General features: G+C 38.7%; 8 protein-coding genes. 2 read left to right on the forward strand and 6 right to left on the reverse strand.

The window, feature by feature from the left end:
• The first annotated feature begins 122 nt into the window (after positions 1-122).
• Positions 123-1499: a peptidylprolyl isomerase gene (locus tag SOLCA_RS15970; protein ID WP_042481473.1), complete on the forward strand. Its 1377-nt coding sequence runs from the start codon at positions 123-125 to the stop codon at positions 1497-1499.
• A 144-nt stretch (positions 1500-1643) separates the two neighbouring features.
• On the forward strand, positions 1644-2609 hold the full coding sequence (locus SOLCA_RS15975) for an AAA family ATPase (RefSeq protein ID WP_014681496.1): 966 nt from the start codon (positions 1644-1646) through the stop codon (positions 2607-2609).
• 144 nt (positions 2610-2753) lie between these two features.
• Here SOLCA_RS15975 and SOLCA_RS15980 read toward each other — a convergent pair whose 3' ends face one another.
• The 6 genes from SOLCA_RS15980 to SOLCA_RS16005 form a co-directional block, all read right to left on the reverse strand.
• On the reverse strand, positions 2754-3974 hold the full coding sequence (locus SOLCA_RS15980; RefSeq protein WP_014681035.1) for an IS256 family transposase: 1221 nt from the start codon (positions 3972-3974) through the stop codon (positions 2754-2756).
• Positions 3975-4070: 96 nt separating this feature from the next.
• Complete coding sequence (locus SOLCA_RS15985) at positions 4071-5702, reverse strand: S8 family peptidase (RefSeq protein ID WP_014681497.1); 1632 nt, start codon at positions 5700-5702, stop codon at positions 4071-4073.
• A 10-nt stretch (positions 5703-5712) separates the two neighbouring features.
• Entirely contained in the window at positions 5713-7074 is a 1362-nt protein-coding gene (locus tag SOLCA_RS15990; RefSeq protein WP_014681498.1) for a TlpA family protein disulfide reductase, read from the reverse strand.
• A 130-nt stretch (positions 7075-7204) separates the two neighbouring features.
• Positions 7205-8839, reverse strand: coding sequence for a RagB/SusD family nutrient uptake outer membrane protein (locus SOLCA_RS15995; RefSeq protein ID WP_014681499.1), 1635 nt, complete (start codon positions 8837-8839; stop codon positions 7205-7207).
• A 19-nt stretch (positions 8840-8858) separates the two neighbouring features.
• Entirely contained in the window at positions 8859-12311 is a 3453-nt protein-coding gene (locus SOLCA_RS16000) for a SusC/RagA family TonB-linked outer membrane protein (RefSeq protein WP_014681500.1), read from the reverse strand.
• 21 nt (positions 12312-12332) lie between these two features.
• Positions 12333-13385, reverse strand: a complete 1053-nt coding sequence (locus tag SOLCA_RS16005; protein WP_042479974.1) for a FecR family protein — start codon at positions 13383-13385, stop codon at positions 12333-12335.
• Between the last annotated feature and the right edge of the window lie 17 nt (positions 13386-13402).

The following is a 13402-nucleotide window of genomic DNA, read 5'->3' on the forward strand; positions in this document are numbered from 1 at the left end:
ATTAATTAAGAACTCATTACCGATAAAAACAATTTACACACAAGTAAAATAAAAATGTATTTTTGGCAGTTATCTTATCAAGTAAAAAAGAATACGGCGCTTGTAATAGCCGGAAAATTGCAATGAAGAAACTTTTAACCTTAGGTTTATTACTGGCAAGTGTTTTTGGAGCCTTTGCTCAACAAAAGTCGATTGATAAAGTAGTTGGTGTGGTTGGCAACAAGATTGTTCTGCAATCTGATGTGGAGTCACAATATCTTGAATATCTACGTCAACAAAACCCGCCAAACGAAAAAGTAAAATGCACCATTTTAAATGAGCTTTTACTTCAGAAATTATTACTTAACCAAGCTGAGCTTGACAGTTTACAGGTTGATGAGAACCAGGTAGAGCAAACTATCGATCAACGTATCCAGTATTTCACGCAACAAGTTGGGTCAATAGAAAAGCTTGAGAAAGAACTATTAGGAAAATCTGTTTTACAATTTAAAGAAGATATTCGTCCACAGGTTCACGAACAATTACTTGCTCGTCAGATGCAAGGAAAAGTAACGGAAGGGACTACCATTTCTCCTGCAGAAGTAAAGGCGTTTTACGAAAAAATCCCTCTTGACAGCTTGCCGCTATACAGTACAGAAGTTGAAATTGGCCAGATTGTAAAATTTCCAAGCTTCAGTAAAGACCAAAAAGATTTGGCGAAAGCTAAACTTGAAGCTTTACGTGCCCGTGTTAGAGCAGGTGAAGATTTCGGAACTTTAGCAGCACTTTATTCGCAAGATCCGGGATCTGCAGCACATAACGGTGAGTTAGGTTATTTCAGCCGCGGACAAATGGTTACTCCTTTTGAAGCAGTGGCGTTCAAACTGAAACCCGGAGAGGTTTCACCAATTGTTGAGACAAAATTTGGTTACCATATCTTACAGTCAATTGATCGTCGTGGCGACCAAGTGAACGTTCGCCATATTTTAGTCAAGCCAGAATTTGGACAAAAAGAACTAACAAAGGCCCGCAATGACCTTGATAGTGCGGTTTACTACATCAAAGAAAAGAAATTAAACTTTGCAGAAGCTGCATTATTGTATTCTGATGATGTTGAAACTCGCTCAAGTGGAGGCATGATGCACAGCCCTGAAAATCAACGCTCAACCCTTATTCCATTAAACTTAGTGGGTCAGATGGATCAAGAGTTGCCAGCAATGATTGATACAATGAAAGTTGGTGAATTTAGCCGAATTGTTCCATTTATCAATCAACGGGAAGGTAAACAAGGCTTCAGGGTGATTTATTTTAAATCGCAGGCTGAACCACACAGAGCGAATCTGGATTTAGACTATTCTCGTATACAGGAAGCAGCCTTACAAGATAAACAGCACCGAATCTTTGATCAATGGGTTGCTAAAAAACGCGCTGAGAAATATGTCAGAATATCTTCTGAATATGAAAATTGTGCAGAAGTTCAACCATGGCTGAAAAAAGATCAGCAGAAGGCATCCAACTAATCGAATAAAAGACGATAAAACTCCCGTTCATTACCTGAACGGGAGTTTTTTTTAGTGCAAAAAAATCATTACCTCATCAAATCATTTTGTAGTGCGCTTTGGTATTTGTACATTCAAGGCATTGTAAAAAGTGGAATCTAACTTATGTCGTTATACAGTTCAGAAGTTGAAGCAGTTGAAGCGCTAACAGCGTCATATAAAGAAATACAAACGGAAGTTTCAAAGGTTATTATTGGGCAGGAAGATGTTATCAAATCTGTTCTGATTGCCATATTTAGCAACGGACATTGTTTATTGGTAGGTGTTCCTGGATTGGCTAAAACATTACTGGTGCAAACGGTTTCGAGAGTTTTAGACTTAAGCTACAACAGGATACAGTTTACTCCTGACCTGATGCCTTCTGACATTACCGGTTCAGAAATATTAAGCGAAGACCGCTCTTTTAAATTTATCAGAGGTCCTGTGTTTGCCAATATCATTTTGGCAGACGAGATTAACCGTACGCCACCTAAAACACAGGCGGCGTTGCTTGAAGCCATGCAGGAACGTACCGTTACTACAAGCGGAGTAAATCATAAACTGCCAAAACCATTCTTCGTACTGGCCACACAAAATCCGATTGAACAGGAAGGTACCTATCCGTTGCCAGAAGCACAACTGGATCGTTTTATGTTTAATGTAAAACTTGATTATCCATCGTTTGAAGAGGAATTATTAGTGGTACGTAATACTACTTCTAATTTAAAGCCCGACTTAACAAAGATCATTTCAGCAGAACAGATTGAGTATTTCCAGCACTTGGTAAGGAATATACCGGTTACTGATAATGTACTAAACTATGCTGTTAAAATGGTAAGTAAAACCCGACCGGGAACTTCCCATGCAACAGATAAAATAAACCAATATTTAACCTGGGGAGCTGGACCAAGAGCTTCACAGTTTTTAGTATTAGGAGCTAAATGCCATGCCGCGTTAATGGGCAAATACTCTCCGGATATTGAAGACGTACAGGCCATTGCGACTGAAGTTTTACGCCACCGTATTGTCCGCAATTATAAAGCAGAAGCAGAAGGCATCAGCGTTGAGTCAATTATAAAAAGCTTATTCTAGTAATTCCGGATATAAAAAAAGCCCTTCTGATAACCAGAAGGGGTCTGTAAAATAAACTGTGTCAACCATTATTATTGTTATTGTTGAGGAGTTGGAATGTGGTAAACTCTTTTCGAGTTTTCCATATTTCAACACCTTTGTTTGTTAGTTCAAATCTAACTTCATTCTTCCATCAAACCAAATGGCCAGGTGAGAGGCGGTTTGGGCCCAGTTGGTCAGCGGCATGGTCCATTTCTGGCTGATGTTGCCATGGGCCAGATAAATCAATTTGATCAGGGCCGTGTCCGAGGTGAAGGCGCCTTTGGTTTTGGTCACTTTGCGTACCTGCCGATGAAAGCCTTCAATGGTATTGGTCGTATAGATCAAACGTCGGATAGCCACATCGTATTTGAAATACGTACTAAGCTTTTCCCAGTTATGGCGCCAGGACTGCAAGACCACCGGATACTTCCTGCCCCATTTCTCCTCCAGTTCCTCCAGCCGTAATTCGGCCAGATCTTTGTTTACAGCCTGGTAAACAGGCTTCAGGTCTTTCATGAACTCTTTTTGATCTTTAGAGGCCACGTATTTCAGACTGTTGCGGATTTGATGAACGATGCAGGTTTGTACTTCTGTTTCGGTAAAAACAGCGTTAATGGCTTCTGCAAAGCCTTTTAAGTTATCAATGCAGGCGATCAGGATGTCGCTGACTCCACGGTTCTTTAAATCGGTCAGTACGCCCAGCCAGAAATTGGCGCCTTCACTTTGCGAAACGTACATGCCCAATAGCTCTTTTTTACCATAACGATTGATGCCCAGAATGTTGTAAACAGCCCGCGATACCACCCGGTTATCTTCTTTCACCTTATAATGCATGGCATCCAGCCAAACGATAGTGTACAGTTCTTCCAAAGGACGGCTTTGCCATTCTTTTATCTGCGGGAGGATCTTGTCGGTAATGGCGCTCAGGGTGGCGTGGGAGATGTCCGTGTCATACATATCCTTGATGTGTTTGGAGATGTCCCGGAAGCTCATCCCCAGGCCGTACATCCCCAGTATCTTAGACTCTAGGCTTTCGGCCAGGATGGTTTCCCGTTTTCGGATCAGTTCGGGTTCAAAGGTGCCGGTTCGGTCGCGGGGAGTCTCGATGGTCAGCGTTCCATCGGACGTTTTGAGTTGCTTTTGGCCTTTGCCATTCTTCCGATTGCCCGAGTTGCGTTCCTCCTCATCCAAATGGCCCTCTAACTCTGCTTGCAAGGCGGCTTCTAAAAAATGTTTCAGCAATGGTGCGAATGCCCCTTCTTTGCCGTACAGAGACTTACCTGAGCGAAACTGCTCCAAGGCTTTCTTCTTAATAAACTCTAAATCAAATTCTGGTGTTTCCATAAAAAACTGTGTTAAAGGTCTTAATTCTTTCTAACCTTTGACACAGTTTATTTTCCACCCTCACCAGAAGGGCTTTTTGTGGTATTGATGGTAATACTATTTTGCCTTTTTTCCTGAATTTTTCTTAGTCTTCATCTCTTCTGCCATTTTCACTGCATTGTATGCATTTACAATCCCTCCAGTTATGCAAAGTTTATCAAATGTAACTTTAACCCTTCTATTACCCGGAAGTGATGTTTCCTTGGTTATTACGGTAACTGATTTTAATAGAATATCCTTTAACTGCACCATCGTTAATTCAGGATAATAAGACCAAACCAATGCAGCTACACCCGAAACCACAGGAGCTGCCATACTGGTTCCTTGTGATTCCGCATATTTATTATCCGGCATGGTTGAAAGGATATTAGCGCCTGGGGCAAAAATGTCTACCTGTGTTTTCCCATAATTTGAAAAACCTGTGGCAATTCCGCTTGATGCAGAAGCTCCTACATTTATGAAATTATTTAACGCTCCTCCTTTTATTAAATTTTTAGTTGGATAAGATGGTATGCTGTCCGAGTTCTTACTGTCATTTCCCGCAGCATGGACAAGTAGTACCCCTTTGGATTCTGCATATTTAAATGCATCATCCACCCACTCTTTGTGCGCAGAAACTCCTTTTCCAAAACTCATGTTGATGATCTTCGCCCCATTATCAACTGCATATCGAATCCCGCAAGCAATGTCTTTATCATATTCATCTCCCTGTGGAACTACACGCACGGTCATTATCTCCACATTGTCTGCTATTCCATTGGCATTATTTCCATTGTTACGCTGAGCGCCAATTATTCCGGAAACATGCGTTCCGTGTCCGGAAGGTTTAAACAAAAGCAAGTTATTACCATAGAACCGGTCATTTATATCGTCCGGATCATCACCTACAACTACGCGTTCGTCAACTTTCAAGTTCCTGGCATCATTCAGGTTTTCCTTTACTCTTTCATAAATAGCCTTTCTGAATTCTATTGCCGCCTTCACTGACCGTGGTCCTTTCTGATTGTACATCTCGGTTCGTAATCTCCCAGCGGCTATCATTAATTGAGGATCATCGGTTTTAAACTGAGTTACCTGTTCATATGAAACCGAATCAGTTTTATAATAGTCTCTTAAAACCGAATCAACCTTTAACATACCAAAGTATATCTCCTTCATACTCTCAAGATGATTTCTTAACGAAACCACTTTTAGCTTAGGTAATAAAAAGTGTAAATAGGCCTTTTCTTTAGGGTCAGTAATTTTAGTTGTGTCATTATTGTATTTTTTCAGGATGCGCACATATTCACGATCTGCCTCACTACTTCCGTTTTCCACATTTTGCTTTCCATCCTTACTTCCTAAAAAGCTCCAACCGTGAATATCATCAACATAACCGTTCTTATCATCATCAATTCCGTTACCAGCTATTTCTTTTTTGTTAGTCCAGAGCACATTCTTAAGATCCTCGTGCAGTGTATCAATTCCCGTATCAAGTACAGCTACAATTATCTTATTGCTTTTCTTACCTTGAAGCAACTCTGCATAAGCCTTTTGAACACCAACACCGTATACACTATCTGCATCATACGATAATAAGTGCCAATTAAGAGGATGCTTTGTTTGGGCTTGTTGAGCAACCACGCTTCCGTACGCAAATAATATCGAGGTAAAAAGAATTAATTTCTTCATCTTGCTATTATAACTCATTATATAAGAATTACGATTTATTCAGCCATTCTAAAATGGTTTCTTTCAATTTAGGTTCGCTCGGACGTGGTGCATCCACATTTATGATATTGCCTTTTTTGTCGAACAACATAAAACGGGGAATGCCTTTAATTTGATAATTTGTCATAATATCAGGTGAAGCGCCTGCAAACAACTGAACACCAACCAAATTTTCTGCAGACACAAAGTCCTTCCATTTTTCTTTATCTTTTAATTGATCAACAGAAACACTCATAAACACTACATCCTTACCGCGAAGCTCCTCTTCTAATTTTTTCAATGCCGGTATTTCCTTTTTGCACGGTCCGCACCAGGTGGCCCAAACATCAACTAAAACCAATTTTCCTTTAAAATCAGTTAACGAGACCTGTTTTTCATTAATATCAGGATAAGTAAAATTAATAGCTTTTTCCGTAGGTTTAAATGAAGCTAATTTTGCTCCTATTGCCTGAGAGCGACGTTTTTGATCTTCTGTTAAGAAATATTTCCCGTATTTATCTACTAATTCCAGGTAATTGGTAAATGATCTTGCATAACCAGCATTTTCCAAAGCAAACTCACCTTTTAACTGATCATTAGGTATTGCATTAATTACTTTATCAACTGTTACGTCTTTATCATCTCTCCTATTAAAATATGCGAGCTGTCCCAGAACTCTTGTACCGTAAGGATATTTCAAAAGTTCGAGGTTTGAAAGATAATCAGCAGGATGAAAATTCTTTAGATAATCATTATAGTCTTCTTTAGATGGGTGGATGGTACGAGGCGTTTTCAAAAAGCCCATTGCATAAAAAGCTACATCATAATTTATTGTTTGTGCTAACAACCGATCAAACTCTTTATTGCCTGATGACTTTCCTTTCATCCAGGTTGCAGACTGATCGGCAACTTTCGTTAATATAGGAAAAAACTCTTTATAGCTCTGTCTGAAAACATTGATCGCATTATATTCAACCGGCTGTACCACATTATGCCAATCGGTAAGGAGTTTATTTTCTTTAGAATTTTCACCTGCTAATGTATAAGTTGAATCATTTAATATAAGACTTAACTTGTCATTTCCCTGAAAGTAAAACTTGTATTTATTTTTCATTCCGGATATAGCCTCTCCTACTCCTACCACATAAAAACCTTTGTACTCAGGTTGAAAGATAAACCCAAAGTATCCATTTTTTGATGGGTTAGAAATGGCTACTTCTTCCATACGTCCTTCCATAACCTTAAACAATTTTACAGGCTCCGGTCTGTTCATATCGAGCTTACCTTTAATCTCACTAAGATTTTGTGCCTTTACGCCGCTCATTGTTGTTAATAAGAACAATGAAGCTGCTAAACATTTCTTTACATTCATATATCACTGGATTTATTTCAACTAATACACGATTAAACTACTTTTTACCCCAGTTTCATCTTTAACATTTTTGCTACAAAAAAAGAGCGGTATTTGGGGACCGCTCTTTCATTATTAAATAATGTCTCTTTTATTTCCAATAAAAATTCTGAATCATCTTTTTATTGTTATTCAATTCATCAATAGGAATTGGAGTAGAATAAAACTTCTGCGGGAAAGGACGAGTTTCTACTAATTTCTTTGTGAAGGTTTTCTTTCCTGTTGTAGCATCTAATGTAACGGTGATTCCATAAATACTCAATTGGTCTGCCTGATCAGCAATTCTCCAACGACGCACATCCCAGAACCTGAAATCTTCAAACGCTAATTCTATTTTTCGTTCCTGACGAATACGCTGACGCATTTCATCTTGAGATAAGCCTGTTGGCAAATTGGGTTGTCCGGCTCTTGCTCTAATAGCATTAATTGCATTGTATACACTTTCATCCGGACCAATGGATTCATTTTGAGCCTCAGCATAATTTAACATTACCTCCCCCAAGCGAATTACGATCCAATTTTGATCGCTACCAGTTAGGGTATTCGTCATATCTGTATAACTTTCAGCAGCAAACTTGCGCAAATAATAATTCGTTTGCGACTTAAATAACCCTCCGTTATTAATATCAAATCCTCCTGTATACAACTGCATTACTTTACCCCGATAAGTAGAACCATCGTACACAATTGTTGCATAAAAACGCTTATCACGGTTTAAATAAGGATTCTGAGGATCATACAATGCAGATGCAGAAGGCTGTTTTCCATCTGTAAGTTCATAGGAATCAACAAGGTTTTGTGTTGGGTTCCAACGCGCATAACCACCCTGAGATCCCGGACTTAAATAATAATCGATTCGGTGTCCTCTTTCCAACAATACATTATTATGTTGTACAGACAGAATAATTTCCGGGTTATTTTTTACGGTAAACAGTTTTGAATAATCGGGATATAAAGTATAACCCATGTCCATTACCTCTTTATTTACTGTTGCAGATTCCTGGTAACGACCAACATGTAACAACATACGGCCTTTCAATGCCAAAGCTGCTCCTTTTGTAATACGCCCAACTTGCGAAGTATAGGAAGTAGGTAATTCGCCTAAATCTTTAGCTGTCTGATCAAGCTCTGCGACAACATAGTCTATACATTCTTTTTGGGTACTACGCGGTATGTTAATTGAATCCTGACCAAAAACCAACGCTTTCTCGATTATGGGAACTCCAAGAGGGTCTGCATTTACTCCTGGATCATCACTAAACGTTCTGGTCAATTCAAAATAATACATGGCTCGAAAAAAACGAATCTCAGCCTTCATACGTTTTTTCAGATTCTCATCACCTCTTACACCATCAATACGACTTAAAAAATCATTTGCTCTGCGTACATTTTGGTATAAGGTAGTCCACCGCTCATAGAAAGCTACTTTATCTGCAGAGGTCCAATTTGCCTGCAACGCATTGCTATATTTTTCAGTTTTGTAGATATCATTTGCTAATCCATTATCACCAATATCTGTAGCAACATCCCAATTTGTTGCTGTCGGAAAATCACTTGAAATGGTTGAGTAGAAATAATTAACATATTTATCTACCAATGTAATATCATTCCAAACAGTGCCTTCAGATGTACGGGACAGGTCATCCTTATCTAAAACATCTTTTTCACAAGAAGTTAACACGGTAAGGCAAACTGCAAACCCTATTATATATTTTATAATTTTCATTATCTGCTCTCCTTGATTTTTAAAACTTAAGATTTAAACCCATGGCAAATGTTTTTTGCGGACCGTAATAACTAGTGGCAATTGTTTCAGGATCCATAAATTTCACCTTTGAGAAGGTTAACAGGTTACCTCCCTGCACATAAACAGAAAACGCATCAATACCTAAGCGACTAATAAATTTTGCAGGAACTGAATAAGTTAATTGAGCACTTCTTAATCGCAAGTAGGAGCCATCCATCCCATAAAAATCAGATTTCAAGCTGTTGTTGGAAGAATTACTTAAGCGTGGCCATGAAGCATTAGGATTATCAACAGACCATCTGTCTAATTGACGTTCGTCAAAATTGGCCCAGGTTTGCTTTAGATTGTTATTAGTATAATCGGCTATACCCACAAAAGCCATATCTAATGACAATCTCTTATACGATAAGCCTAAATTAATACCATAGTTAACAATTGGAATATAGGTATTATCAACAACATACACATCCTTTGAATCTAAAACACCATCACCATTTAAGTCGGCGTACTTTACATCTCCAGGCTTAATTGTTTTATTTTTTTGTCCATCCTGATCTAATGTCCATACATCAATTTCTGCCTGTGATTGAAATAAGCCCAAAGATTTATAAAATCTGTCTATGTTTGGACCAAGCCCATTGTATCTGTTTACATCCCATTCAGGCAATCCCAGAGCTTCCCCCGAAAAATCAATTATGGTTTTTGCCTTTGAAATATTACCGCTTACATAATAACTCAGGCTCTTATTAACCTGATTTCTATGCGTTAAGGTAAGCTCTATACCATTGGTATGATTTTTTCCCTCATTTTGTTTAGGAGCAGTAGCCCCAAACGATAATGGAGCAGTAGCGCTAGTGCTAAACATTGGCGTTAATAAATCATATGCTTCTTTATGGTACACATCCACCACCCCACTTAACATACCCTTCCACAAGTCAAAGTCTAAACCCAAGTTGTATGAACGTACTTTGGCCCAGGTAAAATTTGGATTGATAGAAGATATACCGGCATAAACGGACGAGGTATAAGAATTATTCCAGATATAGCCATTGGCTCCTGTGTTGCTATTTGTTGCATTGCTGGAAACCGAATAAGCCGCCAGGTAAGAAGCAAAACCGGCTCCATTCTCATCACCTGCCATCCCGTAAGAGGCGCGTAGTTTTAAGTCATTCAGGAATGAAAGCTTATTCTTAATAAATCCTTCTTCCGAAATTCTCCATGCTCCTGATACAGACGGAAAGAAACCCCACCGATGGTCAATAGGAAAATTAGTAGAAGCCTCATACCGGAAACTTCCTTCCAGGTAATACTTACCAGAATAACTATAATTTAAGCGTCCCACATAACCAACACGGCCCGACTCACTAGCAGTTCCATTATTAGTAATAGACGCATCGCCTGCAAACAATTGATCGGAGTTATTGGAGAAAATATTCGTTCTCCCAGCAGACATAGCATCTGTTTTGGTTTCTGTTGATTCATACAAAAACAAACCACCCAAATTATGCTTACCAAAGGCCCGAGCATAATTCAAACTGAAGTTCATGGTGATGTAGTTAGCTTTTGTAATCGATTCATTCAGGGTTGGTTTTAGGTCATTACCTTTAGAATCGACACCTGTTACAGGGTTATAATTTCCGTTCGCATCTGCCCTGTATAATTTGTAAGGTGTAGAGAAATCTTTTCCGAACAAGTTAGAACGATCAATAGATGCCAAACCTTCTGCTGATAAACCCTTTACAAACGGAATGATCAGCTTTGCCTTAAAACGTCCGGTAAAGTAATTATTCTCAGCAAGTCGGTAACCTCCATTTTGTGCCTGATAAATTGGGTTAGAAGCCGATGTAAGAAATGCAGCAGGCAGGCCATTGCTGAAAGTAACCGGTTGCAATGGACTTTGGTTAAACAACGATGAATACAACGAAGTGTAGCCTGCATAAGGAGCATTAGAATTTTCGGACCGATAGTTAATATCTGCCGAAACATTCAGGTTTTTGGCGATTTTAGCATCCAGATTAGAGATGAAAGTATATCGCTTAAAGTCATTATCGATTTTAAGAATTGATTTTTGTTGGTTTAATCCGCCGGCTAAATAATACTTAACCTTATCTGTACCACCGGAAACATTTAGGTTATAGTTTTGGCCATTTGAAAATTCTTTTAACCCTTGTTCTGCCCAATTGGTTTGTCCATATCTGTCAGGGTTTGAGTTATTTTTAATGATTTCAAGATCAGCATCGGAATAAGGAACGGCTGAACCACTGTTTGTAGCCCGCTCATTTTCCAGCAAAGCCTGCATATACCCATTTACAAACTTCGGATACATTGTCGGCTTTGAGAATGTAGCCGCAGTGCTAAAATTGAATTTTGTCGGACTCTCTTTACCTCGTTTGGTAGTAATTAGTATAACTCCGTTAGCCCCGCGCGCACCATATACAGCAGTAGAAGCAATATCTTTAAGCACAGTAACACTTTCAACATCACTGGGATCAATATTGTCAAGGCCGACCTGGTTGCTGGAAGTAGCAGAGGTTCTTGGAATACCGTCAACTACAATTAACGGATATCCTGAAGCTGATGTGGTTCTTATTAAAACCGTACTGGTTTCGTTTTTACTATCAGGCGTTCCGTTTCGCTGTCTAACAATTAATCCCGGTGTGTTTCCCGTTAAGGCTGTACTAAGATTGATGCTTGGCATTTGCTGTACCTGTTTATTAGAAATAGTGGCTACCGAGCCTGCAACAGCTTCTTTCTTCTGAGTTCCATAACCCACCTCTACCACTTGCACCTCATTTAACACATGAGAATCCATTTCAAGGGCAAGATTGATCGTGCTGCTTTGACCAACGGTCACTTCCTTTGATTTGAATCCCAAAAAAGAAAACACCAGAATGCTTCGTTCACTTGGAATATTAATCGCATAATCACCATTTGTATCAGTCATTGCTCCTTTGGATGAACCTTTTAATTGAATGGTTACACCTGGTAAAGGTTCTGAGGTTGAAGCATCTAAGATGCGCCCTTTTACCTGCAAATGGGTTGAATCACTTACTATTTCTGATTTAATTGATAACTCAGAAAACACTTCAACTTTTTTACCTTTTTGTTTGATAATAAAGTTTTTATCATCAATTTTTTTGTAAACCAAATTTAAAGGTTTAACAATTTGCGCTAATGCTTCATCAATTGTAAGTTGCTTAAGGTCATTCATCTCAACAAAGGTAAATTGCCCCTTTATGGAGTTGTCTTCGAAGATGATATTGACCTTAAAGTAATTCTCTAATTCTTTAAAAACAGTTTGCAATGGCTCTCGTTGTACCTGAGTTGAAGCAGTTTCAGATACACCTTTAGATGTGAATGATTTACTCATTGCATCTTGTGCTAAGCCTGGCTCCCAGACCAGGCTCAGCGAAGCAAGAACTAATGATAGTTTAGGTAATTTTCGTTTCATTCTTTTCTTCAATTGGATAGGTTACTTTTTCTCTTGGATTAGGATTATTTTATTTTGTGGATCTTTTTTAATGTCAACATTTAGCAGATCAGCTAAAACTTTGAATAATACATCTTCATTGCTAGTGGCAACCGAACCGGAGATGGTTCTGTTATTAAGAGACGGTGCATTGATTTTTACAGTGTAGCCTAAATTATCTTCAATCTGTTCGGCTATTTCCTTGATATTGCTTTGTACAAATATCAAGCGGTGCTCTTTCCAGGCTGATGAAACAGACGGATTTAGGACACTCTTATTTTTAACAATTGCTTTTTGTTGTTGAGAATAGGTAATGGCATCTCCAGGTACCATTACAATTGGCGCCTTGCTGTTATCTTTTAAACTAAGCTGAATTTTACCAGCCGACAAAACAACTTTGGTTTTGTTTCGTCGTGTATTTACATTGAATGATGTCCCTAAAACCTGAATATTCAGGTCGGAAGTGTGAACAATAAAACGTTCACTGTTCTTAATGTGAGTCTGGTCTTTATTAATATGCCTGATATTGAAGAACCCTTCTCCTTCGATCCATAATTCTCGGGGTTCGTTCTCATTCCACTTACGCTCATACTTAACTTTTGTATTTGCATTCAGGATAACTTCCGAACTGTCAGGCAAAAGTATCCTGACAATTTCACCGTTTCCGGTAGTAATATGTTTAAAGCTGTAGTAATTAAGTGCCCAATAAGCTGCCAGCAAACTCACAATTGCTCCCGTTAATGTTGCCGCTATGCGTAACCATTGAGGAATCATTCTACGAACATTGATTGCTTGGGTATTATCTATTGAAGCACGAAGTCGTTGATAAAAAGCTATTTCTTCAGAATTTTCCGGTACAGCAGACTCAAACCCCATTTCCAATATCCACAAACGAGCTTCAGCAAAAACATTTTTCAAATCAGGTTGCTGAACTAATGCATTTTCCCATTTACGATTATCTTCCGGTAACCCAAACTTCACCCAACGGATAAATGATTCATCAAGAATTAATTCCTCAGCCTTGTTCTTAAAACTATTTGATTTACTACTACTCATTTTATTCCAAACACCTT

The organism is Solitalea canadensis DSM 3403, from assembly GCF_000242635.2.
GTDB classification, from domain to species: domain Bacteria; phylum Bacteroidota; class Bacteroidia; order Sphingobacteriales; family Sphingobacteriaceae; genus Solitalea; species Solitalea canadensis.

Coding starts and splice junctions, on each gene's coding strand:
- SOLCA_RS15970 (WP_042481473.1), top strand. CDS start 123: ATGAAGAAACTTTTAACCTTAGGTTTATTACTGGCAAGTGTTTTTGGA.
- SOLCA_RS15975 (WP_014681496.1), top strand. CDS start 1,644: ATGTCGTTATACAGTTCAGAAGTTGAAGCAGTTGAAGCGCTAACAGCG.
- SOLCA_RS15980 (WP_014681035.1), bottom strand. CDS start 3,974: ATGGAAACACCAGAATTTGATTTAGAGTTTATTAAGAAGAAAGCCTTG.
- SOLCA_RS15985 (WP_014681497.1), bottom strand. CDS start 5,702: ATGAGTTATAATAGCAAGATGAAGAAATTAATTCTTTTTACCTCGATA.
- SOLCA_RS15990 (WP_014681498.1), bottom strand. CDS start 7,074: ATGAATGTAAAGAAATGTTTAGCAGCTTCATTGTTCTTATTAACAACA.
- SOLCA_RS15995 (WP_014681499.1), bottom strand. CDS start 8,839: ATGAAAATTATAAAATATATAATAGGGTTTGCAGTTTGCCTTACCGTG.
- SOLCA_RS16000 (WP_014681500.1), bottom strand. CDS start 12,311: ATGAAACGAAAATTACCTAAACTATCATTAGTTCTTGCTTCGCTGAGC.
- SOLCA_RS16005 (WP_042479974.1), bottom strand. CDS start 13,385: ATGAGTAGTAGTAAATCAAATAGTTTTAAGAACAAGGCTGAGGAATTA.